Genomic DNA, 19254 nt, shown 5'->3' with positions numbered 1-19254 from the left:
ATTGGTTAAGTGACTTTGTTATGAGGACTTATCTATGGTAAAAAAGGCCTAGCAGGATGTACCTGTTAGGCCTCTGTACTACGGTCTATCCACCACACCTTTCAGACTTGGCTGATAGAGCCTATGGTCTGAGGGGTGTTTGTATCTAGCTTTGTTTTTAGATAGTACGAGCGAACTCTTGGATTTCAAAGACTTCGATCTTATCACCCACTTCGACATCATAGCCACGAACCGCAAGTCCACACTCCATACCAGTACGTACTTCATTGACGTCTTCTTTATAGCGACGTAATGACTGCAACTGACCGGTAAAGATAACCTTGTCATCACGCAAGACGCGAATAGGCTTGTTACGATAGATTGTACCTTCGACCACCATACAACCAGCAGCAGCACCAAACTTACTAGAGCGGAAGACTTCGCGAACCTCAGCGATACCAAGGATTTTTTCGCGATGCTCAGGCGCTAGCATACCGCTCATTGCCGCTTTGACATCATCGATTAGACCATAGATGACGCTATAGTAGCGGATATCGATATTGGCGACATCGGCTTTGCGGCGTGCGGCGCTATCTGCGCGGACGTTAAAGCCGAGCAATACCGCTTCGCTAGATTCAGCAAGCGTGACATCAGATTCAGAGATAGGGCCCACACCTGAGCTGATCACTCTGACTTTGACTTCATCCGTTGATAATTCGTTTAAGGCGGCCAGTAAGGCTTCTAATGAGCCACGAACATCCGTTTTTAGCACGATGTTTAAGGTCGATACATCGCCTTGTTCCATCTGATCAAACATGTTCTCTAAACGCATTTTGTTCTGACGCTCGAGTTGACGCTCGCGCTCACGATTGGTTCTAAAGTCCGCAACTTCACGTGCTTTTTTCTCATCAGTGACGACTAAGAACTCGCTACCAGCGGCTGGCGTTTCAGGTAAACCTAAAATCTCGACAGGAATGGAAGGGCCAGCTGACTTGATACGCTGACCGCGCTCATCTGTCATGGCGCGCACTTTACCGTAGTATTCACCTGCCAATACCAAGTCGCCTTGCTTGAGTGTGCCTTTTTTGACCAACACGCTCACCACAGGACCACGACCTTTTTCTAGTCTTGACTCGATGACCACACCTTGCGCTGAACCATCAAGCGGTGCTTCTAGCTCCATCAGCTCAGCTTGCAATCCGATAAGCTCTAATAACTCGTCGATACCGTCGCCTGTCTTAGCAGAGATACGTGCCATTGGGGTATCACCGCCCCAATCTTCTGACACCACTTCTTTGGTGGTCAGCTCATTGAGGACGCGATCTGGGTCAGCACTTGGCTTATCCATTTTGTTGATAGCAACGATAATCGGCGTACCAGCAGCGCGCGCATGGTCGATGGCTTCTGCCGTTTGCGGCATCATACCGTCGTCAGCGGCCACGACCAAGACGACGATATCTGTCGCTTGCGCGCCGCGCGAACGCATGGCACTAAATGCTGCGTGACCTGGGGTGTCAAGGAAAGTAATCACACCGCGGTCAGTCTTAACATGATAAGCACCGATGTGCTGAGTGATACCGCCCGCTTCGCCAGTCGCTACTTTGGTCTCGCGAATCTTATCGAGCAATGAGGTCTTACCATGGTCAACGTGACCCATGATAGTGACGACAGGTGGACGGGTTTGCACGTTACTGCTGCGCTCATCGACAGCATCTTGTAGATCGTCTTCGACCTTGGTATCACTGACAAGGACAGGGTTGTGACCCATCTCTTCAACGATCAGACTTGCTGTCGCTTGATCGATGGTGTCTGATTCGCGAGCGATTTCACCCATTTTCATCAGTAGCTTAATGACTTCACGAGCCTTGACTGCCATACGCTGTGCAAGATCTGCAACAGTGATATGCTCACTGATTTCGACGTCATAGATGATTTTTTCGACAGGTTTTTCGAACTTGTGCTGTGAGGCTTGCGTTGAACGTAAACCGTTTTTGCGGTTTTTGAATTCACGCTCATCTTGGTTTTTACGGCGGCGGCCACGAGCACCCGTGCTATTAGCACCACGCTTGATCTCACGGCGCTCTTTTTCAAACGACTCTTCTAGAGCATCACCGACCAGACCTTCGGCCAACGGCTCATCTTTACGCACTTCTGCCACAGGCTCACGATCGGTATATTTGCCTGCCATTTTACGCATTTGCTCAAGCGTACGCTTTTGCGCTTCTTCTGCTTGCTTGCGGCGTGTTTCTGCCTCAATTTCACGCAGACGCGCTTCCTCGGCTTCGCGTGCTTCACGAGCTTTACGCTCAGCAGCGGTTTCTACCTTCGGTTTGGTCACAGCGGCTTTTTTCTTCGGTTGCTCTTTTGGCTTCACTTCAGTGGCTGCTTTGCCACCTTTTTTTACCACCACAGAGGCTGAAATATCGTCGTTTTTATCGTCAGACTTTTTGCTTGAACCTAGGCTTGCACGCATAGCGGCCAGCGTTGCCGCTTGACGCTCTTCTGCTTTTTTCTTAGCAGCAGCACGTTCTTCTGCTTCTTTAGCAGCACGAGCTTGGGCTTCGATTAAGGCTTGCTCACGAGCAGCCAACTCTTCAGCCATTTTTTCTGGATTGGGTTTTTCAAAGACTTTCTTTTTACGCACTTCCACATTGACGCTCTTAGACTTACCTGAAGAGCCGGTCACACGCGCAGTGCTAGTCGTCTTAGACTTCAGACTAATACGGCGCTTTTCTTGCTGACCATGACTTTGCTTTAAATACGTCACCAACTTCTCTTGCTCAAGCTCGGTGACTGGGTCATCCTCTGCGCGAGCAGGCAGCCCGGCATCCACCAGTTGCTGTCTTACAGCACTTGCGGTTTTGCCTACCATATCTGCCAGTTCTTTGACGGTCTTATCTGCCATTTATTATCACCTACTGTCTATTATTTGCTATATGTTCAATTCAGTTGTTGGCTACAAATGATTGGGGTAAGGCTGATTTCATACACTCATCTGTCCGTATTGATACGGCAATAATGCCTGTGACGGTATGAGTGCCTGTTATCAGCGCTTTATTTTCAATAGCATATCACCAAAAGACAGCGATATGCAGTTACCGCTTATTCATCGAACCAAGATTCCCGAGCTTTCATGATGAGTTGTCCTGCAGTTTCAGAATCTAATCCTTCGATATCTTCTAAATCGAAGACGGCTTGTTCTGCCAAGTCATCTACGGTGATGATGTCTTTTTGTGCCATTTTATAGGCCCAGCTGACCGTCATACCTTCAAGCTCTTGCAGCTCTTGACTTGGCTCTTTCATGTTTTGTTGTTTGACCAGCTCATCTGCGATGACCACTTCTTTTGCACGCTCTTGAATGATGTCAATCGCTTCGTCGTCCAAACCTTCGATATCATAAAAAGTCTCTACAGGTACGTAGGCGACTTCTTCGATACTGGTAAAGCCAATATCCACCAGCGCTTGTGCCAGATCATGATCGACCTCCAAACGCTCATAAAACAGCTCAATAAAGGCTTTGGATTCGTTTTCTTGACGCTGCTGATACTCTTCTTCTAGCATCATATTGAGCTTATAACCAGTCAGCTCTGAGGCCAGACGGACGTTTTGACCTTGTGAGCCAATCGCACGCGCGAGCTGGTCGTTGGTGCTAAAGATAATGTCAGCGGTCTGGGTGTCTTCATCGAGGATGATACTGCTAACATCGGCTGGCTCTAGCGCACTGATGATAAATTGGGCTGGGTCATCTGACCACACCACCACATCGATACGCTCACCATCGAGCTCTTGCTGCACCGCTTGGATACGCGTACCACGCATACCAATACAAGCGCCAACTGGATCAATACGATGGTCGTTGGTCTTGACTGCTATTTTAGCACGAGTCCCGGGCAAGCGAGCGACGTTACGGATTTCGATGATTTGCTCTGCAATTTCAGGCACTTCTTTTTGCATCAAAGCTGAGAGCATCTCAGGGTGCGTGCGTGATAAAAGCAGCTGGGCACCGCGGTTTTCACGGTTAACATGATATAAAATAGCGTTGATACGTGATTTTGGACGTAACTGCTCACGAGGCAACATCTGATCGCGCGACAAATAGCCTTCGGCATTATCACCTAAGTCGATGATATAGCCATCACGAGTTTGTTTTTTTACTTCGCCATACATCATCTCACCGATACGTGGCTCAAAAGCGTCTGCAACCAGTGCACGCTCCGCTTCACGAATTTTTTGGATAATGACTTGTTTGGCTTGTGTGGCAGCGATACGGCCAAACTCAATCGACTCAATCTGCTCTTCTTTGATGTCACCGATGGACCACTCGTCTTGATCTAAGTCACTGATGGCCAACTGACAAGCCGGCATTTCGTGATCTTCATCGGCAACCACTGTCCAATAACGATAAGTATCATAATCGCCAGTTGCACGGTCGATTGATACGCGTACCGCCACTTCTGGCTGGTCGGTATATACTTTTTTCTTGGTTGATACCACCAAAGCATCTTCTATAGCTTCAAAGATATCTTCAGGATTTAAGCCCTTTTCATTACTGACAGTTTCTACTACCGTTAAGATTTCACGACTCATGCTATACCTGTCCTATCATTTTTTAATTGACTTAAATTTTATCATTAATGTATTAACGTTGTTTTTCACCATAAACCATCTAGGTCATTTGTGCAGTCGCCCAGGTAGGCCACCTAAGCATCTTCGTATACCAGATTGGCTTTATCAATATTACTTAACGCAATATCAAACTGCTCGCCATCAGCCGCCGTCAACTTCAATGAAGTGGCATCGATACTGTCTAACGTACCTGTCACTTTGCGGCGTTTTTGCTCACCTGTCCCGATCGCTTGGATCAAGCGCAGGCTGATGGTTTGACCAACATACGCATGCATTTGCTCATCTGAGAAAAACGCGCGATCAAAACCAGGCGATGACACCTCTAAGACGTACTCACCTGCGATGGGATCATGCACTTCAAGAATACCGCTGACTTGATGGTTCACCGCCGCACAGTCTTCTATAGTGACGTGTTTGCCCTGAGCCTGCTCTTCTGGCAGTGCTTCGATATAAATGCGCAGCAACGAGCGACGGCCTTGCGGCGCAAACTCTATGCCCCATAGCGCCACATCACAAGCAGCAACTGCAGGCGCGATGATATTGGTCAGTTCTGCAACTTTGGTCGAAAGCTTCATAATTTATTTATATTTTCCTGTTCACTTATCTATCGTACTCACAAACTCTATTAAAGTTATGCTGATCGTTTACCGATGATAATCACTCACCGTAATGAGTCATACTCATATATTGTAAACCAAGACAGATCGTTGTATGTATGCGCGTTTATATAAGGCTGAGCAAAAAAACATCAAGCTCAGCCAAACATTGCTTTTATTATTCATAAAGCAGTACTATCGATAAAGGAGTGAGGAATAAAAGATAGTGTGCTTACGAAACAATCATGCCAATGGCGGCAAGTGACGACCCGTATCGTGCTCTATAGACATAGAGCTTAGCATAAGTAGGATAGATACCGCGATAACACTGACCTTCAGATACAAAAAAACCCACAAACATTATGGTGGGTTAATCGTTACTGACAAATTTAGTGTACAAAACATCAGTATAAAAAGTGGTAGCGGGGGCTGGATTTGAACCAACGACCTTCGGGTTATGAGCCCGACGAGCTACCAGACTGCTCCACCCCGCATCAATCTAGAACGCATATTATAGGGAAGGTTTGTATGATTGTCAATGCTTATTTTTTAAATAAAATTTAAACAAGCCATTTATCATCAATCAATCTGCCCTGACGTCATGCTGCGTCATAAAACTTGGTGCGATTGGGGGGACTTGAACCCCCACAGCTTGCGCTACCACCCCCTCAAGATGGCGTGTCTACCAATTCCACCACAATCGCGTTTTTTACTGCTTTTACTCTGCCGTTTAGCTTGTTGAGTATCTATATAAGCCACTCTAAAGCTAGACTGTGAAAAACAGAAAAGGCATTGTAAATCTAACGTCTAAAAATAGCAAGTACTGCTGAAAAAAAGACCGTCATTCAAACCCCAATCCATAAAAAACCAACCACTTACTACTCTATTGCCTACAAGGCTACCCCTATAGACCGGTAGTGAGCCAGCCGTTATTGAGGGTCTTGGGTCAAGGGGCGCGGCGTTTGCGGTGCTGACACAGGTGCATCTAAGCGAAACTGATCTTCTGCTTGCTTACGCGCATGTACCGCGAGTGTCATACTGGTAATAAAAAATATCACTGTCAAAACAGCGGTCGCGCGCGTCAAAAAGTTTGCGGAGCCTGCCGCCCCAAAGACGGTACCAGACGAGCCTGCACCAAAAGAAGCCCCAGCGTCTGCCCCTTTACCATGCTGTATCAAAATCAAGCCAATCATGGCAATCGCCACAATAATATGCAGGGCTAATATAAACGTAAACATGGTGGCCTCTTTTGCCGCGTAACGACGACTGATAACGGAAAATAAATCTAAGAATCAATATATAAGCTGACTTGAGTCTAACAAAGCGACAATCTAACAAGGCGACTTAAAAGTCTGGAATATTAGCAAATAACAATGTTAACTTTTTAGTGCCAACCTTTTACGTTACCTACTAACTCTACTTTATCTGCTATGCAAACACAGAAGTGACTCCACGCAAAAGTCACTGCCCGACCCGCTTATATATGAGAGTATATAAATAAGGCGCATTGTACACGATTACAAGGGCACTGTTAAACCCACTTTTATCAACCGATAAAGACATTTTGTATACAAATGATGACCTTACCATAACCGTATGCTTATAGTGCCCGCGCCAGTACCAGCAGCACTATACATAACAGTGACCCAGCTGCGATGTTCAACGTAATGTCAGACGCCTTAGGCTTGCCCATTGCCAAAAGCTTGCGCAATTGCCAAAAAGCTGGCAGCCTTTAATGAAGCGCCGCCGACCAGTGCGCCATCAATCATAGCATCTGCCGCAAAACTATGGGCATTATCAGCATTGACGCTACCTCCATATAAGACTGTGATATTGTCCAATGCTTCCCCATAGTCTGCGACCGTCTGCTTGATATGCTGATGCGTCGCGCTGACTTCGGCCACGGTAGGCACTTTACCTGTGCCGATGGCCCATACTGGCTCATAAGCGATGATAAGGCGATCGGATAAGGTATCAGCAAGCGCAGGCTGCTGCGTTAGTATGTCTTTTATGACGGTGAGCTGCTCATCGATAACCGCAAGTGTTTGTCCAGCGTCATACTGTGCTTGTGTCTCCCCAATACAAAACACCACGCCTAGGCCTTGGTCAAACGCATGGGTCATTTTACTGAGTAAACAAGCATGCATCTCTTGATGATACTGGCGGCGCTCAGAGTGACCAAGTAATGTCCAAGTTGCGCCAGCATCTGCCACCTGCTGCGCGGAGCAATCCCCCGTATAGGCACCTGTAGTGCCACTATGCGCGCTGATATCTTGCGCAGCACACAGTACTGGGCTGTCTTGTAGATGGGTGCTGACACCGGCCAAGTGGATACAGCTAGGGGCCACCATTAACTGGCAACCAGCGCTATTGGCACCGTCATCTTTATCAGCAGTCGCCAATAAATCGCTTAATAATGTCTGGACATCATTGCTCGTTGCAGGATTTTGTTTCCAATTACCAATTACCCAAGCTTGCATCTGTAGTTACCCTGTCTTAAGTATTTATGCCAATTCGGCTAATGTGCGCGCCAGTATAACAAATAATTCACAACTGCTATAGTATGGTGCTGCATCGGCTGTCATGGCTTGATATGGCTGCATCGGCTGACCGCACTAAGCCATCTGACGCTATTTATTGACCTCTTATTATCTTTTTGGTGTCGTCAATAAACAGTTTAATAGTTGCCATAAGTTCTTTAAACTAAAGTAATGTTCTATATTATTACCCTAATACCCAAAAAAACTGCATAGTAGCATTCGTTTACTACCTATTTATTCGTGCAACAGCAGATAACGATACAAACGTTTGTTATTGAGGAGAGGTCGTCATGTCTATCACAACCAGCAAATATGGTGGTTTAGCGCAGCAGCTGATTAGCGAAGGTATCGTTAGCGAAGCAAATATGAAAACCGCACAAACCGAGTCGCAGCAGCAGCAAATAGGACTGGTGTCATACTTGGTAGACAACAAGCTGGCCGACGCCTATCACTTGGCACAAATGCTCTCACAAGCTTTTGGCGATCCTTTGTTTGATTTAGACGCCCTGAGCCTCGATGTCATTCCTAAAGACTTGGTCGATGAAAAAATCGTCCGTAAGTTTAATGCCTTGCCTTTGTTTAAGCGCGGTCAGCGTTTGTTTGTCGCCTTAAGTGATCCAACACGTATCGATGCCATTGATGCCATTGCGTTTAACTCGCGGCTGTCTATCGAAACGGTGGTGGTCGAAGAAGATAAGCTCAAACAACGCATCGAAGCGGTCTATGCAGACAGTATGCAAAGCTTTGATAGCTTTTCTGATAGCGATTTTAACGTCGGTTTTGAAGAAGGGGATGACGCGGCTGATGAGGGTGAAACCAAGCTCAGTGATAGCGTCGATGAGGCCCCTGTCGTTAAGTTTGTCAATAAGATGCTGGTGGATGCCATTCGTATGGGAGCTTCAGATCTGCATTTTGAACCCTATGAAAAGACCTACCGCGTACGTTTTCGTGTCGATGGGGTCATGCAAAAAATTGCCAGCCCGCCTGTCCAGCTTGCCGGTAAGATCGCAGCGCGCCTAAAGGTCATGTCACAAATGGACATCTCTGAGCGCCGTATCCCGCAAGATGGCCGTATCAAACTAAAACTGTCAAAAAACAAAGCCATCGATTTTCGGGTAAACTCCTTGCCGACGCTGTTTGGCGAAAAAATCGTACTACGTATCTTGGACCCCTCATCGGCCATGCTCGGGATTGATGCCTTAGGTTATGAGCCAGATCAGCAAGAGATGTTTTTAGAGGCTCTTCATAAGCCGCAGGGCATGCTGTTGATCACAGGTCCGACAGGGTCTGGTAAAACCGTATCGCTATATACTGGTATCAACATCCTCAACACGGGAGCAACCAATATCTCCACTGCCGAGGATCCAGTGGAGATCAACCTTGAAGGCATCAATCAGGTCAACGTCAACCAAAAAGTTGGCCTAACCTTTGCCAATGCTTTGAAGTCGTTTTTGCGTCAGGATCCTGATATCGTCATGGTCGGTGAGATTCGAGATTTAGAGACTGCGGAGATTGCAATAAAAGCGGCGCAAACAGGCCACATGGTACTCTCAACCCTGCACACGAACTCTGCTCCTGAGACGTTGACTCGTCTACGCAATATGGGGGTGGCTTCTTTTAACATTGCCACCTCTGTCAACTTGGTCATTGCTCAGCGTTTGGCACGGCGCTTGTGTAAAAACTGCAAAAAAGCCATCAATGTACCGCGGCAAAGCTTGCTTGAGCTTGGCTTTACGGATGCCGATCTAGACGATCCAGACAACGTCATCTATGAGCCTGTCGGCTGTAATGAATGCCGTGAAGGCTATAAAGGCCGAGTGGGTGTTTATGAAGTCATGAAGGTCAGCCCAGACATCTCTCGCATCATTATGGAAGATGGCAATGCCATGGATATCAAAGACGCTGCGCTCAAAAACGGCTTTCGCGATCTGCGCCGCTCTGGCATTTTAAAGGTATTACAAGGGGTGACCAGTATTCAAGAGATGATGCGAGTAACCTCTGAATAGCACCAACTCTCATTGCGTCAAAGAGGAGCATACTGCGTCATTGCTAAATGGTGTTTTTATCAAAGACACCAGCAGTAACCTTGGTCATCATTTGCCAGTCATAAGTAGGTATGGCTTTTCTTTTATAAACTAGCAATAATATCTACCAGATATATTTCAAAATAAAACAGATGAGCACTGGTTTTTTAGGCTAAAATAAAGTAAGAAATGCAAAAGGTTGTGCTATCGCTACTACGCTGTGCCCAGCTGTATTTACAAGAGCAGTGCCATAAAACCACTGTTATAAAAGTGGCTAAAGTCAACGTTATTGGCGAACCATCGTTTATATATTTGCAATATCTAATAAGACAATTTTTGAGGGTAGAAACATGGCAAAAGCGAAGACCGACATGCTGTCAGACTTTGTCTACGATGGCGTAAACCGGCGCGGACAAAAGGTAAAAGGCGAGACCACCAGTCGCAGCTTAGAGCTGGCCAAAGCTACTTTGCGCAAACAGGGTATTACGGTTAAGGGCATCAAGAAAAAACCTAAGCCACTTTATACCTTTAAAAAAGCCATTAAACCTATCGATATCGCGATTTTTTCTCGTCAATTGGCCACCATGATGAAAGCTGGGGTGCCTTTGACGCAGTCTTTTGAGATTGTCGCTGACTCATTAGAAAATCCCAGTATGAAAGATTTGGTGTTGCAAATAAAATCTGATATTGAATCTGGTGGTACCTTTGCCTCTGCCCTACGCAAGCATCCACGCTACTTTGATGACCTATTTTGCTCGTTGGTGGATTCTGGTGAGCAATCAGGCTCGCTTGAGACCATGCTCGAGCGGGTGGCCACTTATAAAGAAAAAAGTGAGATGCTCAAAGCCAAAATCAAAAAAGCGGTCAAATACCCGATTGCCGTTATTATCGTCGCCGTCATCGTGACCATGATTTTGCTCATCAAAGTGGTACCCGTGTTCTCTGATCTTTTTGAGTCTTTTGGTGCTGAGCTGCCCGCCTTTACCCAAATGGTGGTGGGCATGTCTGAGTGGATGCAGTCATGGTGGTTTGTTTTGATTGTGCTCGTCGGCGGCGCCATTATCGGGTTTTCAGAAGCGAAAAAACGCTCAAAAAAATTCCGTGACTTTTTGGACCGCGCTGTTTTGAAGGTACCTGTGTTTGGTAATATCGCTTATCAAGCGATTATCGCCCGCTTTGCCCGCACCCTCTCAACGACTTTTGCCGCTGGGGTACCGCTCATCGATGCGCTGGACTCCACAGCAGGCGCGACCAACAACGTGGTGTTTTATAATGCCACTCAGCAGATCAAAAATGACGTCTCTACCGGTCAGCAGTTGCAGTTTTCGATACGTTCTACCAATTTATTTCCTAGTATGGCCATACAGATGGTCGGTATCGGTGAGGAGTCTGGTAGCTTAGAGGAGATGCTAGACAAGGTGGCGGTCTATTATGAGAGCGAAGTCGATAACGCGGTTGATGGCCTGACCAGTTTGATGGAGCCTATGATTATGGCGGTGCTTGGGGTATTGGTCGGTGGCCTCGTGATTGCGATGTATCTGCCGATCTTCCAAATGGGCTCAGTGGTCGGCTAATACCTCACTCAAGGACTGCGATTTCATGCAATTTATACAGTTATTACAAGACAATACGACCGTGGCTTTGGTCGTATTTGGGTTATTAGGGCTTTGTGTCGGTAGTTTTTTAAATGTGGTCATCCATCGGCTCCCGCTGATGATGTTTGCAAGCTGGCGGCAAGAATGTAGTCAGTTTCTGGCTGAGCAAGCAGACATGCCGCGCGAGCATACGCAGCCACTGACCCGTATCGTCGCAGGCGACAACGCCATTACCTTGAGTCGGCCGGCGTCGCGCTGCCCGCACTGCGCTCATAAAATCACCTGGTATCAAAACATCCCTTTGATCAGTTGGCTGATGCTGCGCGGGCGCTGCGCTGCTTGTAACGCCGCCATCGGTATCCGCTATCCGCTGGTGGAGCTGATCACCGCCCTACTCTCTGTGCTGATCATTTATCAATTTGGGGTGAGTGCAACAGGCTTGTCGGCATTGGTCTTAGTATGGACGCTAATCGCCTTAACCGGTATCGATTTTGATACTCAGCTCCTCCCTGATCGCTTAACCTTCCCTTTGGCGGGGCTAGGTCTAGCAGTCAACAGCCAAGGCTGGTTTGTCTCACCCAGCCAGTCTATTTGGGGGTTACTGTTGGGGTTTTTGTCATTATGGGTGGTGGTGAAGCTGTTTTATTTGATCACCAAAAAACACGGCATGGGTCAGGGCGACTTTAAGTTGTTGGCCGTATTGGGCGCTTGGCTGGGGCCTATGATGCTACCGCTTATCATCTTACTCTCCTCCCTGCTCGGCTCTATCGTCGGGCTGATCTTAATGAAAAAACAAGGCGAGAGCAGACCCTTTGCCTTCGGCCCTTACATTGCTATTGCCGGTATTGTCGCCTTATTATATGGCACAGATATCGTCAGTTGGTACTTAGGCATGTATACTTATTAAAACAGGCGTGAGTTTTACCATACGTTTTAAAAAACATACTGTAAAAGTAGCAGGGTAAGTGGCAATGGCGCTTACCTCTCTCATCTTTGTGCCAGCCTCAAATCATCAGCACAGATTGGGCAAAACAGCTGCTCACGTTTTCATCTCTATCATCTCTATCATATCGGTCAGATAAGTCATTATTATGTCAAACGCTAACGCTTCACCTTATTCTCACAAACCGCAAACCCACCAAAAGCAAAGCAAGACACTGGTGGTCGGATTGACAGGCGGTATCGGTAGTGGCAAATCTGCCGCTAGTGACTGGTTTGCGCAGCAAGGCATCAATATTATCGATGCTGATGTGATCGCCCATGAGGTGGTGGCAAAAGGCAGCGCGACATTGCGCAAAATTCAAAGAAAATTTGGCGATTGGGTGTTAAATGGCGACGGCTCGATGGACAGAGCGGCGGTGCGTACGCACGTTTTTACTCATCCTGAGGCGCTCATCGAGCTTGAAGCCATTACTCACCCAGCGATAAGAGAAGCGGCAAAAGCACAGCTAGCCGCCAGCACTTCGCCTTATGTGGTGCTGTCCGCGCCGCTACTCATAGAGGCGGCAGAAGCGGGGCTGGCAAACTTGTGCCAACGAGTACTGGTGATTGATGCCAGCGAAGACACCCAGCTTGAGCGCGCCAGCCAGCGTGATGAGCAAAGTGTCCAAAAGATCAAAGCCATCATGCTCAATCAATTAAGCCGCGAAGCGCGCAACCGTCACGCTGATGATGTCATCTTAAACGATCGCGACCTAGCGGCTCTGTATGCACAGCTGGAGCCGCTACACCAAAACTATCTTACGCTTGCCCAGCAGCTAAAGTACGCTGCCGATTGACCTCATACAGCGCCATACCGGTAGCCACGCTGACGTTTAGGCTTTGTAAGTTGCCATGCTCATTGCCCAACATCGGGATATAGACCAGCTCATCACAGCGCTCTGTGGTCAATCGGCGCATGCCCTCTCCTTCTGAACCCATGATAATGGCCGTTTTGCCGGTCAAGTCCGCTGCATGTATGGGCTTGGCCGCATCACTAAGCGCCGTACCAAACACAAATACACCAGCGTTTTTGATGTGGTCAAGCGTACGCGCCAAATTGGTCACACTGACAATCGGCATCAGCTCAGCGGCGCCTACAGAGACTTTTGCCACTGTTGGGGTGAGACTGGCGGCGTGATGTTTTGGACAAACCACCGCATCCACGCCCATCGCAACAGCTGTACGCAAACACGCACCGAAGTTATGCGCATCAGTGATTTGATCGAGTATCAGCAACAAACACTGCTCGCGCCCCGCGATGGTGTCTAGCAGCGCTTCGTCAGCAAAACCTAGAGGGCGGGCATTAAGCACCACGCCCTGGTGCTGCGGGCTGCCGCACAGCTGGGTCAGCTTGTCTTTTTGTGTGGGCTGAATACTGATGCCATTGGCCTCGGCTTCGGCCATGATTCCTTGCACGTGAGGGTCGCTGTCACGGCCTTGTTGGACAAACAAGCTAAGACCATCGAGCGGACGATGTTTGAGTAAGGCATCAATTGCATGAATGCCATAAAAATAAATGGGTTTTGCCATAATAGGCCTACTTAAGTATCAAATGGATATCGCTAAAGCGATAAGAAGTAACGATAAAAAACAACAATAAAAAAACAGTGCAGCCTCATCAAAAACAAATAAACCATACCGACTGATATGGTTTATCCGCGATCGATTGAGGTTTTTATTTGGGGTGACGCTTGATGAGTACCTAATTTGGTTGATTTTGCTAAGGAGACTATATGTAGATTATCTAGCAAAATGCAGGTAGGCGCGGACTTGCGCCAATGGCTTAGTGTATGCGTCTTTAGCCTTCTAAATGACAGATATACTGTACGATCTCTTCGGTTCTGAGGTTAAAGCCGCTGTTGCCTTCGACCACAAATGACTGGCCTGCACGGTAGTAGCTAAACGCTTCCTCACCATTTATTTTGACCTCGCACTCCCCGCTGGTGATCTCGATACGCTCAGAAGTATTGGTACTAAAATGATAATGCTCCACCAAATTATCACAAGGTAAGATGATGCCTAGCGTCTTATGACGTCCATCCTCAAACATAATGGTATGGCTTGAGCAACGACCATCATAAGAGACCGTCGCATGAGCATTGACTGTTACATTGGTAAATTGCGCCGCTGTCATAGTGGCTTCCTTATCAAATAATTATGGTAAAACTAAAAAATAAGTACAGATGAAATGACTTTATGAATCAGCATTGCAAGCGGCCTAGCCTACTATATAAATGTGCTGTATTCGATCGAGTGACAGTCTTTGCCCAATCGCGGACACAGACTCGCACACATACTGACATCAGCCTTAATATCTGGTTGACATCTGGTTGACAACTTAAGATGCCTACCCGCGTATGCCGACTATGGTATCGATGAGATATTACGATAAGATGACTTATCATTATCAGACGACAAGCATAAAACAAGCTAGCAAGCGTTTGTCATTATGTGAGATTATGCTACCACATTATATCTATAAAGTTTGTTACAGGGGCAAGGAAAATGTTGCGGCAGGCGCAAGAGGTGCCACCGGTGGGCCGCTGACTTTATCCAAAGCGGGCTGCAGAGATTTATGTTATTGCGCGGCTTTATGATTTGTATTTAGCGGCGTTTGCCACCATAATATTTGCCAATCACTATAGTCTATTGAGTACCATAAACGAGCCATTTTATCGTTGTATTTATTCTATTTTAGCGATGACTTCATCTAAAGAATCGGTGAAACTCATTGTCTGTCATGAGAGGCGTTGATGCTAGTATCACTCACTTTACATCAGTTTGCATTGATCGCTCAGCATGAGCTGAGTATGGCGGAAGGCTTTAACGTCATCACCGGTGAGACAGGTGCCGGTAAGTCGCTGCTGCTCGATGCGCTGTCGTTGTGTGCAGGTGAGCGAGCCGACAGCGCCATGATCAGACATGGGGCGGCACATGCCGATATCTATGCTCAGTTTGATGTGGTAAACAATGCACTTGTCGCAGAGTGGTTTGCTGAGCATGATCGCGCCTTAGATGAGCCAGATGTGTTGATTCGTCGCCAGCTTAGCCAAACAGGGCGCTCAAAGGCTTGGTTAAATGGTACGCCCGTCAGCTTAGCTGAGCTAAAGAGCCTCGGTACACTGTTGGTCAATATTCATAGCCAGCACGCCCAGCAAGCACTACTAAAGCCGCAGTTTGTGGTGCAGTGGTTGGATGCCATGGCACAAACCACCACACTGGCTGCGCAAACCGCGAGCAGCTATCAACACTATCAGCAGCTAAAACGCCGCGCTGATGAGATTGCCAGCCGCGAAGCGCTGCGCCATGACCGTATCCAGCTGTTACAAAGCCAGCTGGCAGACATCGAGCCGCTCCTCGCTGTTGATTATACCGACATCGAAGCGGAGCACGAAGAGCTGTCTAATATTGAAGCTTTGATGATGGAAGCCAGTCATGGCCTGCATTTGCTCGACAACGATACCGATGAGCCAGACGTCATGACCCTGCTTGGACAAGCGATCAAGCTGTGTGATAATCAACTGGGAGTCAGTCAGACGTTTGAGCAAGCCTCAGAGCAGCTACATCTGGCTCAGCAGCAAATCACCGAAGTCACAGGATTACTATCAGATTATGCCGAACAACAACTGCCCGACCCTGAGCGCTTGCAAACCTTAGACAATCTCATCAGCCTCGGTCATCGCCTCTCGCGCAAGCACGGCTTACCCGCCGTTGATTTGATTGAGGAAGCCAACCACTGGCAAGCGCAATTAGAACAATTAGAAAACGAACCAAGTAGTGATGCCATGGCCGCGCAAATCGAGCAAGCGTGGCAGCAATATCTGCTGCTGGCCACCAAACTCCAAAAAGCACGCGAAAAAGCCGCACCACATATCAGCAAACAACTGGTCCAGCAGCTGCAGCCACTAGCGCTACCCAATGCGCGCTGTAAGTTTGTCTTTACCAAAAAACCCGACCCAAGCCAATATAATGCGCAAGGTTGTCATGACATCGATTTGTTGTTTAGCGCCAATGTCGGTATGCCCATGCAGCCGCTGCATAAAATCGCTTCAGGCGGGGAGCTGTCGCGGATGGCACTGGTGATGCAAGTGCTACAAGCCACCAATGCGGACAATGATGCCGCTAAGCCTATGTTGGTCTTTGACGAGGTCGATGTCGGTATCAGTGGCGGCACCGCGCAGGTGGTCGGTGAGCTCCTGCGTAAACTGGGGCAGACTCAGCAGCTACTGGCCATCACGCACCAAGCACAGGTCGCCGCGCAAGCGCACCAACATATCTTGGTACAAAAACATCATGACGAGCAAACCGAAAGTGAGCTGGTCATCTTGACAGATAACGCGCAAGTCGATGAGCTGGCACGCATGTCGGGCGGCGTGACCATCACGGAGGTCACTCGTGATCACGCTCGTAGCTTACTAACGGATGTCAAATAAGGCGTTTGCTATCCTGCACAGTGCCCTCTCTGCTCTGCATAGGGGGATATCGTTAGCCTATTTTAAAACAGCGAGCGCAGGGCTAAAAAACCATTGAGAGCGAGATTACTAAAATCAAACCGCTGCTAAATATTTGCTTTGGTTGATTTTTTTGGTCATCATCGCCATATAATCTTCTCTTGCCGGTGTGGTTGTGTTTTTAATGTAGTAATGTCTTTATCTTTTTATTGTTGATTTTATTATTAGGTTGCAGTTGCTTCTATGTCTAAAGCCAATTTGACCCATCATTTCTTAATCGCGGCACCAGAGCTGCCAGACCCACGGTTTGAGCAGGCGCTGATTTATATCTGTCGTCATGATGCACATGGCGCGCTTGGTCTGATGGTCAATCGTCCCTTAGAGCAGTCGCGCGTGGGCAAGCTATTAGAGGATCTGAGCATCGAAGTGACCGACTCGCAAGTGATGGAAGACGTGGCCTTAGAAGGCGGGCCGATGTATCCTGAGGTCGGTTTTGTGCTGCATACTGGCCAGCCGGAGTGGGCATCGTCGTTTGCTATTTCAGAGAATGTCTGTATCACCACCAGCCAAGATATCCTCAAGCGTATCGCCGCAGGCCAAGGCGTTGGTCACTATCATCTGTGCTTGGGGCATGCCAGCTGGGGCAAAGACCAGTTAGAGCGTGAGCTTGCAAGTGGTGACTGGCTGGTGTGTCCAGCGGATCTCAACTTGTTGTTTGATACCCCGTTTGCGGAGCGCTGGCAGATCGCTGCTGACAAAATCGGCGTCAACTTTGACTATCTTAGCAGTGACATCGGTCATGCTTAATAGCATATGCTCTATGAATACAGATAAAAAAATAAAGGATAGCCGTCACTATGGTGGATAGTACTTTTATGGTAGATAGCAAAGAAGCTGCAGATCATGATTTTGATATAAATAGCATTAACAGTAATGAGTCTAACATCAACGGTCTTAGCGACTCTGAGCCAGAAATAAAGCCGCATCTTATTTTGGCGCTAGATTATGGTGTCAAAAAAATGGGCATGGCACTCGGTAATAGCTTGACCCAAACCGCACGCGCCTTTGATATCTTGGCGATGAACAATGGTCAACCTGACTGGGACAACTTACTGGGTATCATAAAAGTATGGGGCGTGGCAAAGGTGGTGGTCGGCTTACCACTAAATATGGACGGTAGCAGCTCCATGCTCTCTAAACGGGCGCACAAATTTGCGCGGCGGCTGGCGCATAGAGTCATGGAGCAGCGTCTACCAGTGACTGTGACGCTGTGTGATGAGCGTCTGACGTCGGTAGCAGCGCGTGAAATCGCGTGGGAGAATGGCTGGATCCAAAACGAGCGCGACCCGATTGATGATATCTCTGCGTGTATTTTGATGTCGACGTATTTTGCCGATCCAAATAGCAGCTTGGCTATCGATGCGATCAAGCCTGACTAGGGCGTGTCCTCAAGCAGTGACGCGCAGGTAGTCGCGCACAAGCGGACGGCTAGTATTTAACGCTTAGATATTGCCACGCCCATCCTCTAAACCAATATATACGACTGATGATTATGACCACCGCTTTAAACCAACCTGTATCTAATAAGTCGCGACATGGTTTTGCGCCGCTTGCTATTGCTCGTATTAGAGGCGCGCAGCGAGCCAACCAGCTGGCGATTTATCTGATTTATGCGGCCATTTTTGCTTTTGTGGTCTTTGGTACCATCGCTAGCATCAAGGCCTTTCATGACAGTCAGCTGCTTTATCAGTTATTTTATAACCTGCCTTATGCCTTGGTGGCGCTGACCATTCCTGTCAGCCTTTATGATGCCTTTATTATTTATCGTTATCGCCTAAACCAAGCATCAATGGTAATCATGACCATCGGCGTCTCAAGCATCGTGCTACTCGGCGGTTTGTTATTTGCTGATACGGCTTGGCTAGGACTGTCTTGCTGGGTGGGTGTGGCGTTTTTGTTTAAAGTCAGTTTCAAGCGCTTTTTTAACTTCTTAGACGTGGCAAACACTGACAAAGAGACAGCAGCCGTAGACGATCTAGACAGTACACCTCAGTAAGCGATTAAACAAACGATCCATTCTTTAACCTACCTACTTAGCTTTACGATAATAACTATGACCACTTCAATACCAAATACTGACATTGACCATCACCTAGATACGCAAGGGCTGATCTGTCCTGAGCCTGTGATGATGCTGCACCGAGTCATCCGAAAAGCAGATAGCGGTGAGGTGATTGAGATACTGGCCACTGACCCTGCTACCACCCGCGACATTCCAAATTTCTGTCGTCATCTGGGTCATGAGCTGATGACTCAAGAAACACTGGCAGAAAACATCAACCTAGACGCTGATCCCGATGAAATCACTATTGATGGCGATGACACCACGCCAGCAAGCGTGACGCTATATCGTTATGTGGTGAAGAAAAAAAGTGGTTAACTTATATCTGACCTATATCCGA

The 19254-nt window shown here is 47.6% G+C and carries 16 protein-coding genes and 2 tRNA genes; 9 read left to right on the top strand and 9 right to left on the bottom strand.

Annotation, left to right across the window (positions count from 1 at the left end; translation table 11 throughout):
* Positions 1-157 precede the first annotated feature (157 nt).
* The 7 genes from infB to tpiA all read right to left on the bottom strand — a co-directional run bounded on the left by infB (position 158) and on the right by tpiA (position 7681).
* Complete coding sequence (gene infB / locus JFC05_RS05850) at positions 158-2884, bottom strand: translation initiation factor IF-2 (RefSeq protein ID WP_198336161.1); 2727 nt, start codon at positions 2882-2884, stop codon at positions 158-160.
* Between the two features lie 197 nt (positions 2885-3081).
* Entirely contained in the window at positions 3082-4566 is a 1485-nt protein-coding gene (gene nusA / locus JFC05_RS05845) for a transcription termination factor NusA (RefSeq protein WP_105244514.1), read from the bottom strand.
* 113 nt (positions 4567-4679) lie between these two features.
* On the bottom strand, positions 4680-5180 hold the full coding sequence (gene rimP, locus JFC05_RS05840; protein WP_075101367.1) for a ribosome maturation factor RimP: 501 nt from the start codon (positions 5178-5180) through the stop codon (positions 4680-4682).
* 438 nt (positions 5181-5618) lie between these two features.
* A tRNA-Met gene (locus JFC05_RS05835) sits at positions 5619-5695 on the bottom strand.
* Positions 5696-5820: 125 nt separating this feature from the next.
* Positions 5821-5905 (bottom strand) — tRNA-Leu (locus tag JFC05_RS05830).
* Positions 5906-6130: 225 nt separating this feature from the next.
* Entirely contained in the window at positions 6131-6439 is a 309-nt protein-coding gene (secG, locus tag JFC05_RS05825; protein ID WP_192994546.1) for a preprotein translocase subunit SecG, read from the bottom strand.
* 441 nt (positions 6440-6880) lie between these two features.
* Entirely contained in the window at positions 6881-7681 is an 801-nt protein-coding gene (tpiA, locus tag JFC05_RS05820) for a triose-phosphate isomerase (protein ID WP_198336160.1), read from the bottom strand.
* 350 nt (positions 7682-8031) lie between these two features.
* Here tpiA and pilB point away from each other — a divergent pair, with 350 nt between their 5' ends.
* From pilB to coaE, 4 genes are all read left to right on the top strand, one after another.
* Positions 8032-9747 (top strand): type IV-A pilus assembly ATPase PilB, encoded by a 1716-nt coding sequence (gene pilB, locus JFC05_RS05815; RefSeq protein ID WP_198336159.1) that lies wholly within the window; start codon positions 8032-8034, stop codon positions 9745-9747.
* Positions 9748-10115: 368 nt separating this feature from the next.
* A complete protein-coding gene (locus JFC05_RS05810) occupies positions 10116-11339 on the top strand; it encodes a type II secretion system F family protein (RefSeq protein ID WP_198336158.1) in 1224 nt (407 codons plus the stop codon).
* 25 nt (positions 11340-11364) lie between these two features.
* The gene (locus JFC05_RS05805; RefSeq protein ID WP_198336157.1) at positions 11365-12267 is read left to right on the top strand and encodes a prepilin peptidase; all 903 of its coding nucleotides are present in this window, start codon (positions 11365-11367) and stop codon (positions 12265-12267) included.
* A gap of 184 nt (positions 12268-12451) precedes the next feature.
* A complete protein-coding gene (gene coaE, locus JFC05_RS05800; RefSeq protein ID WP_198336156.1) occupies positions 12452-13138 on the top strand; it encodes a dephospho-CoA kinase in 687 nt (228 codons plus the stop codon).
* Here the strand turns inward: coaE and rlmB are convergent.
* A complete protein-coding gene (rlmB, locus tag JFC05_RS05795; protein WP_198336155.1) occupies positions 13101-13871 on the bottom strand; it encodes a 23S rRNA (guanosine(2251)-2'-O)-methyltransferase RlmB in 771 nt (256 codons plus the stop codon). The genes coaE and rlmB overlap by 38 nt on opposite strands.
* A 268-nt stretch (positions 13872-14139) precedes the next feature.
* Positions 14140-14475, bottom strand: a complete 336-nt coding sequence (gene ppnP, locus JFC05_RS05790; RefSeq protein WP_075101358.1) for a pyrimidine/purine nucleoside phosphorylase — start codon at positions 14473-14475, stop codon at positions 14140-14142.
* A 619-nt stretch (positions 14476-15094) separates the two neighbouring features.
* Between ppnP and recN the strand changes: the two genes are divergently transcribed.
* The 5 genes from recN (at position 15095) to tusA (ending at position 19232) form a co-directional block, all read left to right on the top strand.
* Complete coding sequence (gene recN, locus JFC05_RS05785; RefSeq protein WP_198336154.1) at positions 15095-16774, top strand: DNA repair protein RecN; 1680 nt, start codon at positions 15095-15097, stop codon at positions 16772-16774.
* A 261-nt stretch (positions 16775-17035) separates the two neighbouring features.
* Complete coding sequence (locus JFC05_RS05780; protein ID WP_198336153.1) at positions 17036-17599, top strand: YqgE/AlgH family protein; 564 nt, start codon at positions 17036-17038, stop codon at positions 17597-17599.
* A gap of 50 nt (positions 17600-17649) precedes the next feature.
* Positions 17650-18231: a Holliday junction resolvase RuvX gene (gene ruvX / locus JFC05_RS05775; RefSeq protein ID WP_198336152.1), complete on the top strand. Its 582-nt coding sequence runs from the start codon at positions 17650-17652 to the stop codon at positions 18229-18231.
* Positions 18232-18344: 113 nt separating this feature from the next.
* Positions 18345-18848: a hypothetical protein gene (locus JFC05_RS05770; RefSeq protein ID WP_198336151.1), complete on the top strand. Its 504-nt coding sequence runs from the start codon at positions 18345-18347 to the stop codon at positions 18846-18848.
* A gap of 57 nt (positions 18849-18905) precedes the next feature.
* Positions 18906-19232 carry a sulfurtransferase TusA gene (gene tusA / locus JFC05_RS05765; protein WP_198336150.1) on the top strand — a complete coding sequence of 109 codons (327 nt, stop codon included), beginning with the start codon at positions 18906-18908 and terminating at the stop codon, positions 19230-19232.
* The last annotated feature ends 22 nt before the right edge of the window (positions 19233-19254 follow it).

This window comes from Psychrobacter celer (assembly GCF_016107555.1).
GTDB classification, from domain to species: Bacteria; Pseudomonadota; Gammaproteobacteria; order Pseudomonadales; family Moraxellaceae; genus Psychrobacter; species Psychrobacter celer.
Note: the sequence above shows the minus strand (reverse complement) of the source record. Positions and strands in the feature narration are given on the sequence as shown.

What these genes read in the sequence shown, in the direction of transcription:
- infB (WP_198336161.1), bottom strand. Translation starts at nt 2,884, where the DNA reads ATGGCAGATAAGACCGTCAAAGAACTGGCAGATATGGTAGGCAAAACC.
- nusA (WP_105244514.1), bottom strand. Translation starts at nt 4,566, where the DNA reads ATGAGTCGTGAAATCTTAACGGTAGTAGAAACTGTCAGTAATGAAAAG.
- rimP (WP_075101367.1), bottom strand. Translation starts at nt 5,180, where the DNA reads ATGAAGCTTTCGACCAAAGTTGCAGAACTGACCAATATCATCGCGCCT.
- secG (WP_192994546.1), bottom strand. Translation starts at nt 6,439, where the DNA reads ATGTTTACGTTTATATTAGCCCTGCATATTATTGTGGCGATTGCCATG.
- tpiA (WP_198336160.1), bottom strand. Translation starts at nt 7,681, where the DNA reads ATGCAAGCTTGGGTAATTGGTAATTGGAAACAAAATCCTGCAACGAGC.
- pilB (WP_198336159.1), top strand. Translation starts at nt 8,032, where the DNA reads ATGTCTATCACAACCAGCAAATATGGTGGTTTAGCGCAGCAGCTGATT.
- JFC05_RS05810 (WP_198336158.1), top strand. Translation starts at nt 10,116, where the DNA reads ATGGCAAAAGCGAAGACCGACATGCTGTCAGACTTTGTCTACGATGGC.
- JFC05_RS05805 (WP_198336157.1), top strand. Translation starts at nt 11,365, where the DNA reads ATGCAATTTATACAGTTATTACAAGACAATACGACCGTGGCTTTGGTC.
- coaE (WP_198336156.1), top strand. Translation starts at nt 12,452, where the DNA reads ATGTCAAACGCTAACGCTTCACCTTATTCTCACAAACCGCAAACCCAC.
- rlmB (WP_198336155.1), bottom strand. Translation starts at nt 13,871, where the DNA reads ATGGCAAAACCCATTTATTTTTATGGCATTCATGCAATTGATGCCTTA.
- ppnP (WP_075101358.1), bottom strand. Translation starts at nt 14,475, where the DNA reads ATGACAGCGGCGCAATTTACCAATGTAACAGTCAATGCTCATGCGACG.
- recN (WP_198336154.1), top strand. Translation starts at nt 15,095, where the DNA reads ATGCTAGTATCACTCACTTTACATCAGTTTGCATTGATCGCTCAGCAT.
- JFC05_RS05780 (WP_198336153.1), top strand. Translation starts at nt 17,036, where the DNA reads ATGTCTAAAGCCAATTTGACCCATCATTTCTTAATCGCGGCACCAGAG.
- ruvX (WP_198336152.1), top strand. Translation starts at nt 17,650, where the DNA reads ATGGTGGATAGTACTTTTATGGTAGATAGCAAAGAAGCTGCAGATCAT.
- JFC05_RS05770 (WP_198336151.1), top strand. Translation starts at nt 18,345, where the DNA reads ATGACCACCGCTTTAAACCAACCTGTATCTAATAAGTCGCGACATGGT.
- tusA (WP_198336150.1), top strand. Translation starts at nt 18,906, where the DNA reads ATGACCACTTCAATACCAAATACTGACATTGACCATCACCTAGATACG.